We start from the raw sequence: 18,051 nt of genomic DNA, 5'->3' as shown, positions 1-18,051 counted from the left end.
GGCGGGTCCGGTTAGTCTCCGGGCCCGCCATTTTCTTTTGACGGGTTGCCAATGGGTCGATCCATGTCGTTTTTGAGCTCAAACCTCACCGCCATCGGCTTCGACGCCGACGATACGCTCTGGCAGAACGAGCAGTTCTATCGGCTGACCGAGCAGCGTTTCATCGACCTCCTGGCGGAGCACGCCGATCGCGCGCTGATCGCCAGCCGGCTGAACGAGGCCGAGCGACGGAACCTCAAGCTCTACGGCTTCGGCATCAAGGGCTTCACCCTGTCGATGGTCGAGACGGCGATCGAGCTGACCGAGGGGCGCATCCCGTCCTCCGCCATCAACGAGATCCTCGCCGCCGGCCGCGATATGCTGGTGCATCCGGTCGAGACACTGCCGCATGTGCGCGAGACGCTGGAGCAGCTTGCCGGCAATTTCCGCCTGATCATGATCACCAAGGGCGATCTCTTCGACCAGGAACGCAAGCTCGCGGCCTCCGGGCTCGGTGATCTCTTCGACGCGGTCGAGATCGTCAGCGACAAGAATGCCGCCACCTACCAGCGGATCTTCAGCCGTCACGCCGACGGACCGGCCCACAGCATGATGGTCGGCAACTCGCTGAAGTCGGACATCGTGCCGGCGATCGAAGCCGGCAGTTGGGCCGTCTACGTGCCGCACGACCTGACTTGGTCGTTCGAGCATGCCGAGGCGCCGGTCGGGGCCCCGCGCTTTCGCGAGCTGCCGCATCTCGGCGAATTGCTGCCGCTGCTCGGCAAGCTCGGATAGGGCAGCAGGGAGGCGCCCCGGAAGGCGCGCCTCCGTGCCAAGCCTGGCTATTGCGGCAGCGTCGCCGGCATTTCCGCGCGGGTGACGGCGGGCGGGCCCCAGCGGCCCGTCAGGGCGGCGCTCTGCGGCGCGTAGAGGCGCATGGTCAGGTTGAACGGTCCCTTGGGGGCCGGCAGCCAGTTCGCCTCCTTGTCGGCGCCGGGGCTCGCGTTCTGGAAATAGAGGTCCAGCGAGCCATCGGCGTTCTTGGCGAAGGGCATCCAGCTCGACACCGCGAAGCGGTTGAGCGGGTTGGCGACCTGGAAGCCCTGCGGATCGTACAGCGTGATCGACCAGAAGGCGTCGACCGGTGGCAGCTGGTTGGCGTCGAAATGCAGGACATAGTCATTGGCTCCGTCGAGCGGACGTCCTTCCGAATCGCCCAGATTGAGCGGGTAGATGGCGTCCTCCGGCAGGTTGGCGCCGAGACCGAGCTGGGCGACCATGGCGCGCTTCAGATAATAGTTGCCGTAGACCCCCATCGTGCTGGTGTTCATCGACCAGCCATTCACGACGTCGGCCAGCGTTTTCACCTTCCAGGCCATCAGCTTCTGCGCGTCGACGGCGGCGTCCTTCAGTCCCGCCCGAACCTCCGGCGGCTGCTTGGCGAAGTCGAAGTCGCGGCCGGGAACGATGCCGATCTTGGCGAGGTCGGCGATCATCGGCTGGTCGGTGATGTGCGGCGGATGCAGCTTCAGCAGTTCGGCCGCCTTGGCGAAATAGGTGTCCGCCGGCATGGTGTCGACGATTGTCTTGGGTGGCGTCTTCATGTCGATCGACGGATCGATCTTCGCGGCCGGCGGCTTGGCGTTCTTGCCCCATTCGGAGAGCGGGACGATCTTGTAGCCGGCTTGCACCTTGTGCACGGCGTCATAGTCGGTGGGGCCGTCGGTCTTGGTGCGGCCAATGATCCAGACATAGGGAGTCGGCGCCTCGATCCGGCTTGTGCCCTCGGGCAGCTTGAACGCCTCGCGCCAGCGATCCCGGAGGTCCGGGCGCCAGCCGGGCGGCGTGATCAGGTAGTGGGCCGCCGCCGTCCCGGTCGTGCGCCAGCCCGGCGAGGCGAACACGTCTGTCCACATGTCGAGCATGGGCAGCAGGAAATAGCGCCCCTTCGTGTCGGGGCTGGAGACGACCACCGGTTCCTTGGTCATGTCGAGCCAGCCGCTCGAATAGAGCGTGTCGAAGTTCGGCCGGACCACGCCCTTGAAGTCGGCTGGCGGGAATTCCGGAATGTTGATGAACATGTTCGTCGGGCCGCGGCCGAGTTCCTTGCCAGCCTCGATATTCGTGCTCTGCTGCCGGGTCACGTCCATGGTCAGCAGGGGATAGAAATAGAGATAGGCGCTGACGCCGATGGCGTGCGCCTGCTCCTTCGTCAGGGGCGTTTCTGCTTGGGACGGGAGCGAAGCCGCGGCTGCCAGCGCAACCCCCAAACTCGCAGCGATCCAATGAGTACGCATCAGCCTGGCCTGCTTTCTCCGCCATCGGCGGCCCATGGGTGAGGTTTTCTGCAGGTTGTAACTATGTCGTTCGGCAACATGCCGTCGAGTAAATTAGGTTTGAACGCGATCTTGTCTTTCGCCTGTTCATGGGGAAATCGCTAGAGATAAGGAGAAAATATGTTACTGGATCCGTATTAGTTCGACGTTTGGAGGTATATGGCAGGAGAGAGCCGTTGCGATTTCGATCGGGCCGGAGGAACGAGCCGGAGGCGAACGAATTGTTCCTGGATGCTCTCCAGCAGCTGAGAGGAGCTTCATGCCATGGTGCGCGTCGTCGGGATCGACCATCTCGTTATTCGTGTCGGCGATCTGCAGCGGTCGAAGGCCTTCTATGATCGGCTCTTCACCTTCCTCGGTTTCGAGGTTCTGGGTGACTATGGCGACGCGATCGGCTGGACCAACGGAAAGACGCGCTTCTGGATCGGCGAGGCCGACGCGGAGGGGAAGAAGCACAAATACCGCATCGGCGACATCGGCTTTCATCACTATGCCTTCGAGCTGCGAAGCCGGAAGGATGTCGATGATCTGGAGGCGTTCCTGAAGCGGGAGGGCGTCGAGATCGTCGATCCCGCCGACGAGTATTACGACGACTACTATGCGGTGTTCTTCCTGGATCCGGACGGGCTGAAGCTCGAAGGCATGAAGTATGGCGAAAAGACTGCCCGCGCCGTCGAGGCGGAGGGCGGCACGGGGCAGGGGATCTGAATGGGAAACACGCTGCGGGCACCGGCAGGGCCGGGAGGTGGCCCATGAGCGCCGACGATTCCGCGCTGGTCCGGTTCCATTCCGGGGTGGCGACCGACAGCGACGGCCGCCGGATCGGCGACATCCTTGGTTGGGACGACGCCGATCTCGAGCGGGTGCACGACTATATCCAGTGGCTGTTCCCGCTCCCGGAGCGCAGCGCCTTCAATCCCGATGCGCCGGTCCTGACGCCAGCGGACATCGCGGCCTTCCGGCAGCGCGCCGAGCTCCATGCCTCGCTGCATGCCGCCTTCACGCGGTTGCTGGCCTTCTATGGCTTCGCCGAGCGGAGGAACGAGGGGCGCCTGGAGATCGTCCGCACGGCTGAGTTCTCACAGAAAGCACGGAACTGGCTCCGGCCCGGCAATCACAACCTGCTGCGCATCAGCCGCATCCTGCGCGCCCTGACGCTCCTCGGTCTGAAGGACGAGGCCCACGCCTTTCTGGCGGCGCTCGAGGCGCTGCATGCCGAAGCCGGCGATCGCTTCGGCCCCGTGGCGTTGTCCTATTGGCGCCGCGCGGTTCGGTAGTTTGCTCCGCCACACCCGTCAAGGCCGGCCGCTCGCCTCAGTCGCCGATCTCATGGAAGAAATCGTAGATCGTGCGCGCTGTCTGCTCGGAGATGCCGGGCACGCCCATCAAGTCCGGCACGCTCGCCCGGCCGACCGCCTTGGCCGTGCCGAAATGGGCGAGCAGGGCGCGCTTGCGCGTCGGGCCGATGCCGTCGATCTCGTCGAGCGGGCTCTTGGTCAGCGCCGCCTTGCGCTTGGCGCGGTGGGTGCCGATGGCGAAGCGGTGCGCCTCGTCGCGCAGGCGCTGGACGAAATAGAGCACCGGGTCGCGCGGCTGCAGCATGAAGCCCTCGCGGCCGGGAATGAAGAACTTCTCGCGGCCGGCGTCGCGGTCGGGCCCCTTGGCGATGCCGACCAGCGGCACCTGGTCGGTCAGCCCCAGCCCGTCGATGATCTCGCGTGCTGCCGAGAGCTGGCCCTGGCCGCCGTCGATGAAGACGAGGTCCGGCCAGGGGCCGAAGCCCTCCTCGTCGCGCGGCGCTTCGGCGCGCGAGCCGTGTTCCTTGACCAGCCGCGAGAAGCGCCGCGTCAGCACTTCCTTCATCATGCCGAAATCGTCGCCCGGCGTGATCTCTTCCGAACGGATGTTGAACTTGCGGTACTGGTTCTTCACGAAGCCGTTCGGCCCGGCGACGATCATGCCGCCGACGGCGTTGGTGCCCATGATGTGGCTGTTGTCGTAGACCTCGATCCGGCGCGGCGGCCCCTCGAGCCCGAAGGTCTCGCCGACGCCGTCGAGCAGGCGCGCCTGGCTCGCGGTCTCGGCGAGGTTGCGGCCGAGCGCCTCGCGCGCGTTGAGCAGCGCGTGGTCGACCAGGTCCTTCTTCTCGCCGCGCTTCGGCACGGCGATCTCGACCCTGTGTCCGGCATGCTCTGTGAGCGCCTCGGCGATCAGATCCATCTCCTCCACCTCGTGGCTGAGCAGGATCAGGCGCGGGCAGGGCTTGTCCTCGTAGAACTGCGCCAGGAAGGCGCCCAGCACCTCGGCGGCGTCGAGGCTCTTGTCGGCGCGCGGATAGAAGGCGTGGTTGCCCCAGTTCTGGCCGGTGCGGAAGAAGAACACCTGCACGCAGCTCTGGCCGCCCTCCTGGTGGACGGCGAGCACGTCGGCCTCGTCGACGGATTGCGGATTGATGCCCTGGTGCGACTGGACATGCGAGAGCGCGGCGATGCGATCGCGATAGATGGCGGCGCGCTCGAAATCGAGATCCGCGCTGGCCGCCTCCATGGCGCGTGCGAGGTCCTTCTTGATCGCTGACGACTTGCCGGTCAGGAAGCCCTTTGCCTCGCGCACGAGCTCGGCATAGTCGTCGAGCGCGATCTCGCCGGTGCAGGGGGCGGCGCAGCGCTTGATCTGGAACAAGAGGCAGGGCCGCGTGCGGCTCTCATAGACGCTGTCGGTGCAGGTGCGGATCAGAAAGGCGCGCTGCATCGCGTTCATCGTGCTGCCGACGGCGCCGGCCGAGGCGAAGGGGCCATAATAGTCGCCCTTGCGGCTACGCGCGCCCCGATGCTTCACCAGCTGCGGCGCCTCGTGGTCGGTGATCAGGATGTAGGGGAACGACTTGTCGTCCCGAAGCAGCACATTGAAGCGCGGTCGCAAGCGCTTGATCAGATTCGCTTCCAGCAGCAGCGCTTCCGTCTCGGTCCGCGTCGTGACGAACTCCATCGTCGCCGTCTGCTGGATCATCCGGATGATGCGGTTCGACTGCAGGCCGATGCGCGTATAGCTGGTGACGCGCTTCTTCAGGTTCCGCGCCTTGCCGACATAGAGCACGTTGCCGTTGCGGTCGAACATGCGGTAGACGCCCGGCGCGTTCGGCAGGCGCTTGACGAAATCGGCAATGACCTGGGCGCCCTGGCCGCGCGGCACGAGCTCGCCACCGGCCTCGAAGGCGGTTTCGGCCTCGGCCACGATCTCGTCCGCTGCTTCGCCGGCCGCAGTCGTCTCGGGCGTGCCGTTGTCGGAAATTGGGGTGGTGCTCACTCGTTGATGCCTACGACGTCGGGCGTTTCCCACGCAAGATGCTGACCGCCATCGAGCGCGATCATCTGGCCGGTGATCGAGCGCGTCTCATGGAGATAGCGGATCGTACGGCCGAACTCGCCGAGCTCCGGTCCATGCTTCAGGAGGACCGCTTCCGCCTGCTTCTGGAACTCCGCCGGATCCTGGCGCGGCGAGGGGAGCGTCGGGCCGGGTCCGATCGCATTGACCCGGATGCGTGGCGCAAGCGCTTGGGCAAGCGTCCGGGTCGCCGTCAGCAGGCCCGACTTCGACAATTGGTAAGATAGGAAATGCGGCGTGGTTTTCCAGGCGCGCTGGTCAACCATGTTGACGATCAGGCCCTCGCGGTCGGGCGGAAGCTGCGCGGCAAAGGCGTCGGCCAGGATGACGGGCGCGGCGAGGTTGACGGCCAGTTGCCGCTGGAAGCGTTCCGCGTCGAGGTCGCCAATCCCATCGGCCTCGAAGATCGAGGCGTTGTTGACGAGGAGCGTCAGCGGGCCGAGCGCGGCAGCCGCCATGCCGGGCAGGGCGCGGGCGGCGTCGAGGTCAGCGAGATCGGCGGTGACGACCGAGGCGCGGCCGCCCTGCGCATTGATGTGGGCGGCGAGTTCGTCGGCGTCGCCCACCGAATGGCGACAATGGATGGCGACCGCGAAGCCATGCGCGGCGAGATCCTCGACGATCGCGCGTCCGATTCGCCGCGCGCCGCCAGTCACCAGCGCAACGCCCATTTCTCCTGTCATCACACCGCCATTCCCGTCGATTCCATGTCGCCGCGAAGATAGGCCGACGCGGCGATTTCGGTAAGCCTTCGTTAGGCTTGGTTAAATGTGGTCAACACCTGCGTTTGCAATATGACGCGAGAACCGGAACCGCTTCGCGTCGATCGATAAAATTTGAATAAATTCAATTTCTTAGAGAGGGGTTGTGGGCTTTTTGCAACGCAACGTGAATGCCGCGAACATGCCTTATTTCCTGTCCGGTTCCGCCGCATTCGAGGGCTTAATTCAGACCATCGGATCGGGGCAGCGTTCAGGGCTCCGGATCAAGTTTTTGAGTTTCAGTTTAGTACGCATGGAGACCACGATGCTGCGTATCCGCACCCTCTCCCTGAGCGCCATGGCGCTCGCCCTGTCGGCCGCTCCGGTTCTGGCTGCGGACCTCACCTACGAGCCGGCCCCGGCTCCGGTCGAGACCTCGGTCCAGGGCTTCAGCTGGACCGGCCCGTATGTCGGCGCCATGGTCGGCTACGGCTGGTCGTCGAACGACGCGTCGAACTCGCTGGCCTTCGGCAGCATCAACGGCGACGGCTTCAAGGGCGGCCTCTACGCCGGTTACAATTTCGACCTGGGCAACCAGTGGGTGATCGGCGCGGAAATCGACGCCAACCTCGATGACGTCAGCGGCTCGAACGCCCGCGGCACTGTTCGCCAGCGTTGGGACTCGACGGCCCGCGCCCGCGTCGGCTACGCCTTCGACCGCTACCTCGCCTACGGCACGGGTGGTGCGGCCATCTCCGGCGCCAGCGCCAATAGCTACTGGGGCGGCACGGAGTCCAAGACTCACATGGGCTGGACCATCGGCGCCGGCGTCGAGGCCCAGGTCTGGAACAACGTGACGGCCCGTCTCGAGTACCAGTATGCCGACTACGGCAAGGAGCACTACAACATTGCTCCGAACGGCGGCACGGACGTCGACTTCAGCACCAACACGATCCGCGCCGGCGTCGGCGTCAAGTTCTGATCCAGCCATCCGGCTGAATTGAGAAACGCCGGTGGGGCAACCCGCCGGCGTTTTTCGTTGATCGACCGCGCAGCAATGAAACGCGTGCGACGCCCGTCAGCGGCGCGCGTATTCGGTGCCGGCGAAGAGGGCGGCGTGCAGCGCCTGCCAGCTATCGGCGTCCGGCGCGAGCAGAATCCCCCCGTCGCGATGCGCCGCCAGATAGGGGCTGCCGTCGAAGCGGGCCGAATGGCCGCCGGCCTCCTGATGGATCAGCCAGCCGGCGACATGGTCCCAGGCCGTCAGCTTGGCATAGAGCGCGAAATGGCTGTGGCCGCCGGCCAGCATCCGGTATTCGTGCGCGGCGCAGCGATAGCTCGCGGCCGACCGCGTCGCCGGCAGGTTGGCGCAGAGCTGCGAGCGCAGAGGCTCCGGCAGCAGCGCCCAGGAAGCCGTGCCCGACATCTCGTCGACCGGCTTCGCCTTCGCGACCCTGAGGTCGTTGCGATAACCGTCCGCGTTCTCCGTCCAGGCGCCTTCGCCGCGCACGGCGATCGTCCAGTCGCCGCCGATCGGGTCGAGGATGACGCCGCCGACCGTCTCGCCGCGCACCACCACGCCGGCCATGACGCCGAACAGGGTCAGCCCGGAGGCGAAATTCTTGGTGCCGTCGACGGGATCGACGACAAAGGCGAGATCGGCGCCGTCGAGGCGATCGAGCAGGGCCTCGTCGGCGGAGACGGCTTCCTCGCCGATCACCACGGCGCCCGGAAAGGCCTGCACGAGCTTGGCCGCGATCACCTTTTCCGCCGCTTCGTCGGCATCGGTGACCAAATCGTCCGCCGATGTCTTCTGGCGCACGGCACCGGATGTGAGACGGCGGAAGCGCGGCAGGATCTCCTGATCGGCGGCCTCGCGCAAGATCGCCGCGACGGTGCGGGCATCGGCGGTGGTAAAGCTCATTTCGGTCTCCAGGCAGGCGTCAGGCGGTGACGCGGGTCTTTTCGAACGAAGGGACGCGGGCGGCGAAATCGTCGAGGAAGGCGACGAGCCGGGCGTTTGTGGCGCGCCACTCGCCGGCGAAACGCAGGTCGAGATAGCCGAGCGCGCAGGCGAGCGCGATATGGCCGATATGGATGGGGCCGTCGAGGTCGATGGCCCGCGCGGCCGCGAGGCCGCGATCGACCTTGCCCTGCTGATGCGCCTCCCATTTCGCGCTTCGCAACTCCGGCGTACGCCAGCGCCCCTCATAAACCCGGAGCAGGGCGGCGTCCGCGATGCCGTCGGCGAGCGCCTGCATGACAAGGGCGGGATAGCGTTTCGCGGGATCCGCCGGGATGACGCCACCCCCGCCGGCACGATGGTCAAGATAATCGACGATGACGCGGGAATCGTAGATCACGAACCCGTCCTCGAGGATCAGCGCCGGGATCTTGCCGAGCGGATTTTGCTCGCGAAGCACCTCGGTCGGGTCGGTCGTGTCGGCGGTGACGTCCTCGATCTCGTTCGTGAGATCAAGTATTTCGGCGACGATCTTGACCTTTCGCCCGAACGGCGAGGCGGGGGAACTGCGCAGGACGAGCAAGACGGGATCCTTGGCGGGAGTTATCGGACCGGAGGCATGGTCAGCCGGTTGGTGCGGCAGGCCTTGCGATCGACCTCCGCGCAGGCGCGGAAGCGGAGGTCGCGCGTCATGCAGATGCGGACTTCCTTCACGCGGCGGGAATCGCAGCTGACGGCGATACCATCGCGCCGCAGGCCGGGATTGGCGGCGATGAAGGCTGCCTCGACCTCGCTCGGCGACACCGTCAGATAGTCCGGCACGTCGATGAACCGATCGGGGATGCGCACGGTGTCGTTCGCGGCCCGGGTCAGCGCGAAGAAGTCGGCGGCATCGAGCCCGGAGCAGGAACCGTGCGCCCGCCATTGATGCCGCACGAGGGATGGGCTCGGCATGATGTCGAGCATGCCGTCGACCAGCTTGCGAGGCAGGCCGCTGCGTGGTCCGGCATCGCAGTTGCGCGGCGAACCGCGCTCATATTGCGGCCAGAGACCATGCACGACGAAGGCGAAGGGACGGGGGCCGCCGCACTGGATGCGGTCGGAACGGCCGCGATCCTGGCAATAGGTCGGCGACCAGGATAGCGACAGCACGTAGAAGTCGAAGTCGCCGGGCGTATCGGCGATGGCCGGAGCGGTGGGCAGCGGGAGCCCGGCAAGCAAGCCGGCAGCGACGACCAAGCCCCGAAGGACTGCCCTGAGCGTCACCATCCGTACCGGTTGGGACGGACCGTCCGGCAATGGCCGTCATGGACGCGCCAGGGATCCTGGCCCGATACGCAGAAATCGACGTACCAGCCGATCGACGCGAAGCCCATGCGCTCCTCGATCAGGTAGTAGACGGCGGTCGGGCGGATGTTGTCGGCGATGAAGACGTCGGCCTTGCAAAAGCGACGATCGATCAGGCCGGGATCGCCCGGAATGAACTGGGATTCGCTGACGGCCGCGACTTCGCGGAAGGCGAGGTTGTTGCCCCAGGTATGGGTGTTGGCCCAGTGGTAGCGCTCCGCCATGTTGGAGAGGACGGCCGGTGCGTCGCAGGGCGGCACGGTACCGCGGTCCCAGCCCCGGCGCATCTCGGGCTCATAGCCGTAGCTGCCCGAATAGTCGGCGGCCTGAGCGGCAGTGCCGGCGAGCGTCGCGAGGGCGACGGCGGCGAGGAGGGAGCGGATCATGACAGCGATTCCCCAGAGCTAGCTTTCGACGACGATGCGTCCAGCCGCCGCGACGGTCAAGCGTCGCGGGGGAGCGAACGGGTGTTGCGGTGAACAGTTCGTCGCCGTGTGGGCGGCTGGCAACAGCTCTAGATCGGGCCAATATGCCGTTCAGCAAAGAATTGGAGCACGGACATGGGACTTCTCGTCGACGGCGTCTGGCAGGATCAGTGGTACGACACGCGCAATACGGGCGGTCGTTTCCAGCGCAGCACGGCCGGCTTCCGCAATTGGATCACGCCCGACGGCAGCCCCGGACCGACCGGCGAGGGCGGCTTCAAGGCCGAGCCCGGCCGCTATCATCTTTACATCGCCCGGGCCTGTCCCTGGGCGCATCGGGTCATGATCTTCCGTGCCTTGAAGGGCCTCGAGGACATGATCGACTATTCGGTTGTCAACTGGCTGATGGCCGAGAACGGCTGGACCTTCGCGCCCGGCCCGGGCGTGACGGAAGACAAGGTCAATGGTTTCGAGTTCCTGCACCAAGTCTATACCAAGGCCGATCCGAACTATTCGGGGCGCGTCACGGTGCCGGTACTCTGGGACAAGCAGACCGGGACGATCGTCAGCAATGAATCATCCGAGATCATCCGGATGTTCAATTCCGCCTTCGACGGCGTCGGCGCCAAGGCCGGGGACTATTATCCGGAGCCCCTGCGCACCGAGATCGACGCGCTCAACACGCGCATCTACGACACGATCAACAACGGCGTCTACAAGGCCGGCTTCGCGACGTCGCAGGCCGCCTATGAGGAGGCACTCCACCCGCTCTTCGCCAGCCTCGACTGGCTGGAGGGCCTGCTGTCGGAGCAGCGCTACCTGACCGGAGATCGCCTGACCGAGGCCGACTGGCGGCTCTTCACGACGCTGTTGCGCTTCGATCCGGTCTATGTCGGCCACTTCAAGTGCAATCTGCGTCGCCTGGTCGACTATCCGGCGCTGTGGTCCTACACGCGCGAGCTCTACCAGACGGCAGGCATCCGCGAGACGGTCGATTTCGACCACATCAAGCGGCACTATTACGAGAGCCACAAGACGATCAATCCGACCGGCGTCGTGCCGCTCGGGCCGATCATCGACTTTGACGCGCGTCCGGATCGCGCCTTCGCGGCCTGAAGGCCGCGGGGTGCGCGGCCAGATCAGGTCTCGCCGCGGATCCACCAGACGCGCCGGCCGGCCTTCTCCGTCTCGCCGAGGATCGGCGCCAGACCCGTCAGCAGACCGTCCAGCGTGCGGTCGATCTGCCAGGGCGGGTTGCAGATGACGAGGCCGGTGCCGTTGAAGGTGTCGGGCGTCGCCCGTTCGCGCACCCAGAGTTCGGCGCCGAGCAACTTGGTGATGCCGCTTTCCGCCAGGCGCTTGTGGAAGTTGGTCACCGCGCCGATGTCCTTGATCGGATACCAGAGCGCGTAGACGCCCGTCGGCCAGCGCTGATAGGCCTTCTCGAAGCGGTCGAACAGGGTCTTGAACTCATCCGGCTGCTCGTAGGGCGGGTCGATCAGGACGAGGCCGCGCCGCTCCTTGGGTGGCACGAAGGAGCCGAGCGCCAGCCAGCCGTCGAGCTCGATCGCCTTGACCTGGAAGTCGCCGGCGAACAGCCCGGCCAGCGTCGCATGATCTTCCGGGTGCAGCTCCACCGCCGTCATCCGGTCGGTCTTGCGCAGCAGATGGCGGATCAGCCAGGGCGAGCCGGGATAGTGCTTCAGCCCACCTTCGGGATTGGCGGCCGCGACGGCGGCGAGATAGGGCGCGAGCGCTTCCGACAGCTTGCGCGTCAGGCCCGCAGCCGGCTTGCCAGCCTCGTCGAGCAACTTGCCGATGCCGCCCTGCCACTCATTGGTCTTGCCCGCCTCGACGGCCGTCAGGTCGTAGAGGCCGATGCCGGCATGGGTGTCGATGACCCGGAACGGCTTGTCCTTGAGCTTCAGATGCTCGATGAGGATCGCGAGGATGGCGTGCTTGACGACATCCGCGAAATTTCCGGCGTGATAGGCGTGACGATAGTTCATGTCGCGGTGGTCGCATCGAAGCGCGGCCGGCGCAAGGGGCTTCGTGCCGACACGCCCACCATGTCGCGTGTGGCCTTGAATATTTCAACTTTTGAAATTTTTCAGACTAGGCATGGCGCGCCATTTGATGCATTGACTGCCAGAAGATCTGCCGTCATTCCCTTGCGTCATCTTGGCTTTGGCGTCCAGGGCCGATGGCCCCACGACGAGTCCTGCAGTTCCGGATCCATCCCCCCATGGTTCTCGACTTCCTCACCCTCTACATCGTGATCCTGCTGAACGCCCTCACGATGGCGATCATCTGGTCGCTCATCTGGTGGTCCTATCGCGGTTTCGGCGCGGCGCGGACCTGGATGGCTGCCTGCCTGGTCACGGCCTTGGGCGGGTTAGTGCTGTCGATGGAGGGGGTTGCCCACGTTGCGACCAACGTCGCCGGCAATGGCTTCGTCTTCTTCGGCTTCTGCCTCTATTGGGTCGGCGTGCGGGAGTTCTACGGCGAACCCAAGCCCTGGCGCGCCAGCTTTGCCATCACTGGCGGCGCGATGCTCGTCCTGCTGCTGTTCGCGACGATCTACCCGAGCAGCGCGGCGCGCAACGTCGTCTATGCCGCGGGCCAGTCCGTGCCGTTGTTGCTCGCGGTCTACGATCTGACGCGCAAGGGGCGGCGCTCGCCGGGCAGTCTGCTGGCGGCCTCGGCCATGGGCATAGCGGTGCTCGTGCACGCCGTTGAGACGACTGCGAACCTGGCCCGGAGCGTCGCCGTTCTGGCGCCGCTTCACTACGACATGGTCGAGACGATCGTTCTGCTTCTGGTCATCTTCAGCGGCGTGGTGTGGAACTTCGGCATGATCGTCATGGCGATCGACCATCTGCGTGGCGAGCTCGCCGTGTTGACCTATCGCGACGAACTTACCGGCGCCGCGAACCGGCGGCTGATGCAGGCGCGCCTGGCGGCGGTCGAGAAGCGCGCCGGCCGAGAGGGCAAGCCGTTCTCCCTGCTCCTGATCGACCTCGACAACTTCAAGGCGATCAACGACCGGCATGGGCACGCGGCCGGCGATGAATGCCTGCGCCATGTCGTGGCTACGGCAAAGTCATGCCTGCGCCAGCGTGACCTTCTGGCCAGGCTGGGCGGGGATGAGTTCGGCGCGCTATTGCCGGATACCGATGCGCCGACAGCCGAGCGCATCGCGGCGGCTCTGGTCGCGGCGTTCCGCGCCCATTCGCTCGTTCATGGTGATGTTCGGATTCCGCTCACGGTGAGCATCGGCGTCGCTGCCAGCACGCCCGATCGGCGTCTTCCGATTGATGAGCTGAGAGAGGCGGCCGACCAGGCGCTCTATGTGGTGAAGCGCGCCGGGCGCGACGGTCACGCGCTCGCCGGCGCGGCGTCGCCTGGCAGTGTCGCCCGCTGGCAGCCCGTGACCGAGGGCCTCCTGTCCGGTCGCCCGGCGGCGAGAACCGTCGCCATGGGGGCGCCGTCGGATCTGGAGCTGGCGGATGTCGACGCGCTACCCGACAGGTAGCGGCCCTCGTCAGGCCGCCAGCAGCCGCTCGATCTGGTCGACCGGGGAACCCGTCAGGGTCTTTGGCAGTTCGCCCGCGACGCGGTCGGCGACGAGCTTGTGCAGGTTCTGGCGCAGGATGCCGAGAATCTTGGGAGGCGCCACGATCACCAATTCGCGGAAGCTGTCCTCGAGGGCGGCGCGATAGAGCGCCTCGGCGATGGTCGTGGCGAACTTCTGCTCCTCGAGCATGTGCCAGTCCGTCTGCTCGACGGCGCTGCGCGCGAAGCCGACGCTCTGCACAGTGCGCCCCGGCCGGTCCGTTCCCTGTTCGCGCGTCGGCGGGTTGGCGCCGCCATCGAGGATGTCCTCGACGGCGAGGTCGAGCGTCTGCGGCGTGCCGCGATTGCGAAGGAAGAGCGCCTTCTGGCCGTCGCCGACAAGGATCAGGGCATTGTGGCGGATTTGAAAGTCGGGCATGGGGCTCTCCTGCCAAGGGCGTTGTGCCACGGCTGTCGGGCGCGGCATACCCGCTCTACGCGCCGCAGGGCGCGAAGTTCCCCCATTATGGATCGCGCGGCTGCGCGCCGGAAACAAAATCGCCGCGTCCTGATCAGCTTTGCGTGTGGTCCGGAGGCAAGCCCGCACCAAGGACGGATCAGTCGCGAACCGGGCTTTCGTCCCACGTCGCGGCGTAGGCCTGGATCATCGCGGGATAGGCGTCCTCGGGCGGCAGGGCCGCGAAGCTGCGGGCGGCGGGCGTGGTCGCCCAGGGGAGCTTCTCGCTCGTCCACGTCTCCATGTAGGGCACGAACCAGTCCGCATCGTCGAGCATGGTCGGGCGGAGATTGACGAAGAAGTCGATGCCGTCGGGCCGGGTGAACATCCACGTCATGCAGTGGCCGCAGAAATAGTGCTTCGACGCGCCATGCAGGCCGCCGACGACCGGCTCGCCCCGGGTGATCTCGAAGGCATCGCTCGGGATCGCGGCCGAAAGCGAATAGGCGCTGGACGACATATTCTGGCAGCCCGTGCAGTGGCAGGCCATGGTCAGGAGCGGTCGCGCCCGGATCCGGAGACGGACCGCCCCGCAGCGGCATCCTCCCTCGCGGACGAAGGCGGTGGCGATGTCTTCGGCGATCATGATCGTGCCTCGGCTCTCTGACTGCCCGGATCATGCGCGCTCGGCCACCACGGTGTCAAAGCCCTGTGGCGGATACGTCGCGCATGCCGCGGCCGCGCGCTGCGGCTAAGATGGGAGGCCGATTCCTGGCAGGAGGCCTGAGTGAGCGAGTTCGAGCCCTATTACCGATTGGCCCTGGCCGTTGCGATCGGCCTTCTGGTCGGCGTCGAGCGTCATTGGCGCGAGCGTGAGGCCGCGCCGGGACTGCGAACGGCGGGGATCCGGACATTCGCGCTGATCGGCATGCTGGGCGGCTGCACCGGCCTGATCGAAAAGGCGCTGCCGGCCGGCAGCCAGGTCGGGATCCTGACCGGTATCATCTTCCTGGCGTTCTCGGCGGTCTTTGCCTGGTACAAGCTGCGCGAGGCCGTCGTCGAGGGCGACTTCAGCGTCACGACCGTGGTCGCGGCTATGGCGACGTTTCTGTTCGGCGTGCTCGCCGTGCTCAGCGATCTGCGGCTCGCCGCGGCGGGAGGCGTCGCGCTGACCGCGATCCTGGCAAGCCGGGGGCCGCTGCATCAGTTCATCGAGCGGTTGAGCTGGGTCGAGCTGCGTTCGGCCATCATCCTGCTGGCGATGACCTTCGTGATCCTGCCGCTTCTGCCGAACACGCCCTATGGGCCCTTCGGCGGAATCTCGCTGCGCGCCGTCTGGACGCTCGCCATCCTGCTGGCCGCCATATCCTTCGTTGGCTACGTCGCCGTTCGCCTGCTCGGTTCCGGGCGCGGTGAGATGGCGGCTGGTGCGGCGGGTGGATTGGTCTCGTCGACGGCCGTGACGCTCGAGAATGCACGCCGCGCCGCGGCTGGAGGCGACGCCGACGGGCTTGCGGCGGGCGCCGCGGTCGCGGGCAGTTCGTCCTATCTGCGGACCGGGGCGCTGGTGCTCGGACTGGCGCCGTCACTCGGCTGGCTCCTGCTGCCGTCGTTCATCGTCGGCGCGCTCGTCATGGCGGCCGGCGCCGCCTGGCTGGTGCGGGGGAGGGACGGCGCGACGCATGAGGCCGGAACCATGGGCAATCCGTTCGACCTCGCCGGCGTGATCAAGATGGCGTTGTTTTTGGGCGCCGTCGGCTTCGTGGTCCGTGCGGCCTCTGCCGCCTTCGGATCTGCCGGCATCGTGCTGGCATCGGCGTTGGCGGGCATCGGCGACGTCGACGCCGTCACGGTGACGGTGGCGGGTCTGCCGAAGCTGGAGGTCGGAATCGGGGCATCGGCGATCGCGGCGGCCGTTGGAACCAACACCGTCGCCAAGGCGATCTACGCCGTCGGGGCGGGCAGCCGCCGGTATGGCTGGCGCTTCGCTTTGGTCTCCGCCGCCACGCTCCTGGTCGGAACGCTCGTGTTCTGGCTGAGCTGGACCCTGGTGGGCTGACGCATCGCGCGGCAGGGGCGCTTGTCGCCCCTATCCGCGCTGTGCCGTGCCGCTTGTGTCGGGAGCTATTGCCCGAAGGCGGGCGCCGTCAGCATGCCGCCAAGGTCCGCCGGCATGTCGGCGCGAAGCTTCAGCCGCTCATTCTCGACGGTCGCGATGCCGCTGGCGACGAGCGCGAGCGCCAGTGGATAGAGCTCGTGCTCGGCCGTCAGCACGCGCTTCGCCAGCGTTTCCGGCGTGTCGTCGAGCGCGACGGGAACCGCCGCTTGGCCGATGATCGGGCCGGAATCCATCTCGGCGCGGACGAAATGCACGGTGCAGCCCGCCAGCCGCATGCCGGCATCGATGGCGCGGGCATGGGTGTCAAGGCCGGGGAAGAGCGGCAGCAGCGACGGATGGATGTTGATCATCCGGTCGCGCCAGGCTTCGACGAAGCCGGCGGTCAGCAGCCGCATGAAGCCGGCGAGGCAGACGAGATCGATCTTCTCGGCGCGCAGTCGTTCGTCCATCGCCGCGTCGAAGGCGGCGCGATCGGGGAACTGCTTGTGCGGGATCACCGCCGTGGCGATGCCGGCTTCGGCCGCGCGCGCGAGGCCGCCCGCGTCGGCGCGGTTCGACAGGACGAGCGCGATCTCGGCCGGGAAGTCCGGATCGGCGGCGGCCTCGATCAGGGCCGTCATGTTCGAGCCGCGGCCCGAGATCAGGATCGCGACGCGTTTTCTCGCCATGATCAGAGCGCCAGGGCGCCGGAGAATTCAACGCCTTCGCCGTCGCGCGGCACCAGCGTGCCGAGGCGCATCACCGTCTCGCCCTCCGCGGCAAGCGCTGCCGTGACTGCATCCGCCGCCTCGGGAGCGACGACGACGATCATGCCGACGCCGCAGTTGAAGGTGCGCAGCATCTCGCGCTCGGCGACCCCGCCGGTGCGGGCGAGCCAGCCGAAGACCGGCGGCACGGCGACGGCGTCGAGGTCGACGGAGGCGGCGAGCGCATCCGGCAGGACGCGCGGAATGTTGTCGACGAAACCGCCGCCGGTGATGTGGGCCATCGCCTTGATCCCGCCGGTCGCGCGGATCGCTGCGAGCAGTGGCTTCACATAGATCCGCGTCGGTGCCAGCAACGCGCGGCCGAGCGTGAATTCTGGCGCGAACGGCGCCGGCGCATCGAAGCCGAGACCGGACAGCTCGACGATCTTGCGGACGAGCGAGAAGCCGTTCGAGTGCACGCCGGAGGAGGCGAGGCCGAGCAGCACGTCGCCGTCGGCGACATCCGGACGCGGCAGCAGGCCGGTGCGCTCGACGGCGCCCACCGCGAAGCCGGCGAGGTCGTAGTCGCCGGCCTTGTAGAGACCCGGCATCTCGGCCGTCTCGCCGCCGATCAGCGCGGCGCCGGCGATGCGGCAGCCCTCGGCGATGCCGGCGACGACCGTCGCGGCCTCGTTCGGATCCAGTTTTCCGGTGGCGAAGTAGTCGAGGAAGAACAGCGGCTCGGCGCCCTGGACGACTAGGTCGTTGACGCACATGGCGACAAGGTCGATGCCGACCGTGTCGTGGATGCCGGTGTCGATCGCGACCTTCAGCTTCGTGCCGACGCCGTCATTGGCGGCGACCAGCAGCGGATCGGTGTAGCCGGCCGCCTTCGGGTCGAAGATTCCCCCAAAACCGCCGATATCGGCATCCGCGCCGGGGCGGCGGGTCGCCTTCACGAACGGCTTGATCATGTCGACGAGACGGTTGCCGGCGTCGATATCGACACCAGCGTCGGCATAGCTGAGGGCGTTTTTGACGCTGGACTTTTCGGTCATCGAAGGATCCCGGTTGCTTTGGGCAGGGAGGACCACATCCA

At 66.7% G+C, this 18,051-nt stretch carries 19 protein-coding genes; 7 read left to right on the top strand and 12 right to left on the bottom strand.

The genetic code is table 11. From position 1 onward, the window contains the following. The first annotated feature begins 63 nt into the window (after positions 1 to 63). Positions 64 to 774: an HAD family hydrolase gene (locus G539_RS0104470; protein ID WP_245576791.1), complete on the top strand. Its 711-nt coding sequence runs from the start codon at positions 64 to 66 to the stop codon at positions 772 to 774. A 47-nt stretch (positions 775 to 821) separates the two neighbouring features. Here G539_RS0104470 and G539_RS0104465 read toward each other — a convergent pair whose 3' ends face one another. After that, complete coding sequence (locus G539_RS0104465; protein ID WP_035829980.1) at positions 822 to 2,276, bottom strand: DUF1254 domain-containing protein; 1,455 nt, start codon at positions 2,274 to 2,276, stop codon at positions 822 to 824. 303 nt (positions 2,277 to 2,579) lie between these two features. Between G539_RS0104465 and G539_RS0104460 the strand changes: the two genes are divergently transcribed. Together G539_RS0104460 and G539_RS0104455 are read left to right on the top strand one after the other, a co-directional pair. After that, positions 2,580 to 3,023: a VOC family protein gene (locus G539_RS0104460; protein ID WP_035829977.1), complete on the top strand. Its 444-nt coding sequence runs from the start codon at positions 2,580 to 2,582 to the stop codon at positions 3,021 to 3,023. Between the two features lie 44 nt (positions 3,024 to 3,067). Then, positions 3,068 to 3,592, top strand: coding sequence for an opioid growth factor receptor-related protein (locus G539_RS0104455; protein ID WP_029074132.1), 525 nt, complete (start codon positions 3,068 to 3,070; stop codon positions 3,590 to 3,592). Between the two features lie 37 nt (positions 3,593 to 3,629). On the opposite strand, the gene uvrC is transcribed toward G539_RS0104455, so the two are convergent. Together uvrC and G539_RS0104445 are read right to left on the bottom strand one after the other, a co-directional pair. Further along, on the bottom strand, positions 3,630 to 5,507 hold the full coding sequence (gene uvrC / locus G539_RS0104450; RefSeq protein WP_245576802.1) for an excinuclease ABC subunit UvrC: 1,878 nt from the start codon (positions 5,505 to 5,507) through the stop codon (positions 3,630 to 3,632). 110 nt (positions 5,508 to 5,617) lie between these two features. Further along, positions 5,618 to 6,382: an SDR family oxidoreductase gene (locus G539_RS0104445; protein WP_029074130.1), complete on the bottom strand. Its 765-nt coding sequence runs from the start codon at positions 6,380 to 6,382 to the stop codon at positions 5,618 to 5,620. A 343-nt stretch (positions 6,383 to 6,725) separates the two neighbouring features. On the opposite strand from G539_RS0104445, the gene G539_RS0104440 reads away from it, so the two are divergent. After that, on the top strand, positions 6,726 to 7,382 hold the full coding sequence (locus G539_RS0104440; RefSeq protein ID WP_051231112.1) for an outer membrane protein: 657 nt from the start codon (positions 6,726 to 6,728) through the stop codon (positions 7,380 to 7,382). Positions 7,383 to 7,478: 96 nt separating this feature from the next. On the opposite strand, the gene G539_RS0104435 is transcribed toward G539_RS0104440, so the two are convergent. Genes G539_RS0104435 through G539_RS26035 form a run of 4 tightly spaced genes read right to left on the bottom strand, consistent with a single transcriptional unit; the run spans position 7,479 to position 10,096 of the window. Continuing rightward, the gene (locus tag G539_RS0104435; RefSeq protein WP_029074128.1) at positions 7,479 to 8,324 is read right to left on the bottom strand and encodes an inositol monophosphatase family protein; all 846 of its coding nucleotides are present in this window, start codon (positions 8,322 to 8,324) and stop codon (positions 7,479 to 7,481) included. 19 nt (positions 8,325 to 8,343) lie between these two features. After that, positions 8,344 to 8,946: a glutathione S-transferase family protein gene (locus G539_RS0104430; protein WP_029074127.1), complete on the bottom strand. Its 603-nt coding sequence runs from the start codon at positions 8,944 to 8,946 to the stop codon at positions 8,344 to 8,346. Positions 8,947 to 8,966: 20 nt separating this feature from the next. Next, positions 8,967 to 9,602, bottom strand: coding sequence for a ribonuclease T2 family protein (locus G539_RS0104425; RefSeq protein ID WP_029074126.1), 636 nt, complete (start codon positions 9,600 to 9,602; stop codon positions 8,967 to 8,969). A gap of 23 nt (positions 9,603 to 9,625) precedes the next feature. Next, positions 9,626 to 10,096, bottom strand: a complete 471-nt coding sequence (locus tag G539_RS26035) for a hypothetical protein (RefSeq protein WP_051231072.1) — start codon at positions 10,094 to 10,096, stop codon at positions 9,626 to 9,628. Between the two features lie 174 nt (positions 10,097 to 10,270). Between G539_RS26035 and G539_RS0104415 the strand changes: the two genes are divergently transcribed. Continuing rightward, the gene (locus tag G539_RS0104415) at positions 10,271 to 11,251 is read left to right on the top strand and encodes a glutathione S-transferase family protein (RefSeq protein WP_029074125.1); all 981 of its coding nucleotides are present in this window, start codon (positions 10,271 to 10,273) and stop codon (positions 11,249 to 11,251) included. 23 nt (positions 11,252 to 11,274) lie between these two features. Here G539_RS0104415 and G539_RS0104410 read toward each other — a convergent pair whose 3' ends face one another. Continuing rightward, complete coding sequence (locus G539_RS0104410) at positions 11,275 to 12,144, bottom strand: 23S rRNA (adenine(2030)-N(6))-methyltransferase RlmJ (RefSeq protein ID WP_029074124.1); 870 nt, start codon at positions 12,142 to 12,144, stop codon at positions 11,275 to 11,277. Between the two features lie 236 nt (positions 12,145 to 12,380). On the opposite strand from G539_RS0104410, the gene G539_RS23655 reads away from it, so the two are divergent. Beyond that, positions 12,381 to 13,670, top strand: a complete 1,290-nt coding sequence (locus G539_RS23655) for a GGDEF domain-containing protein (RefSeq protein ID WP_051231071.1) — start codon at positions 12,381 to 12,383, stop codon at positions 13,668 to 13,670. A gap of 9 nt (positions 13,671 to 13,679) precedes the next feature. Here the strand turns inward: G539_RS23655 and G539_RS0104400 are convergent, their stop codons facing one another. Both G539_RS0104400 and G539_RS0104395 read right to left on the bottom strand, forming a co-directional pair. Then, a complete protein-coding gene (locus tag G539_RS0104400; protein WP_029074123.1) occupies positions 13,680 to 14,129 on the bottom strand; it encodes a baeRF12 domain-containing protein in 450 nt (149 codons plus the stop codon). 178 nt (positions 14,130 to 14,307) lie between these two features. Continuing rightward, positions 14,308 to 14,793, bottom strand: coding sequence for a GFA family protein (locus G539_RS0104395; protein WP_051231070.1), 486 nt, complete (start codon positions 14,791 to 14,793; stop codon positions 14,308 to 14,310). 141 nt (positions 14,794 to 14,934) lie between these two features. Here G539_RS0104395 and G539_RS0104390 point away from each other — a divergent pair, with 141 nt between their 5' ends. Further along, positions 14,935 to 16,206: an MgtC/SapB family protein gene (locus G539_RS0104390; RefSeq protein WP_029074121.1), complete on the top strand. Its 1,272-nt coding sequence runs from the start codon at positions 14,935 to 14,937 to the stop codon at positions 16,204 to 16,206. A gap of 65 nt (positions 16,207 to 16,271) precedes the next feature. Here G539_RS0104390 and purN read toward each other — a convergent pair whose 3' ends face one another. Together purN and purM are read right to left on the bottom strand one after the other, a co-directional pair. Next, the gene (gene purN / locus G539_RS0104385) at positions 16,272 to 16,934 is read right to left on the bottom strand and encodes a phosphoribosylglycinamide formyltransferase (RefSeq protein ID WP_035829972.1); all 663 of its coding nucleotides are present in this window, start codon (positions 16,932 to 16,934) and stop codon (positions 16,272 to 16,274) included. A gap of 2 nt (positions 16,935 to 16,936) precedes the next feature. Beyond that, positions 16,937 to 18,010 carry a phosphoribosylformylglycinamidine cyclo-ligase gene (gene purM / locus G539_RS0104380; RefSeq protein ID WP_029074119.1) on the bottom strand — a complete coding sequence of 358 codons (1,074 nt, stop codon included), beginning with the start codon at positions 18,008 to 18,010 and terminating at the stop codon, positions 16,937 to 16,939. Between the last annotated feature and the right edge of the window lie 41 nt (positions 18,011 to 18,051).

This window comes from Kaistia adipata DSM 17808 (assembly GCF_000423225.1).
GTDB classification, from domain to species: Bacteria; Pseudomonadota; Alphaproteobacteria; order Rhizobiales; family Kaistiaceae; genus Kaistia; species Kaistia adipata.
This window is presented reverse-complemented; position numbering and strand designations above follow the sequence as displayed.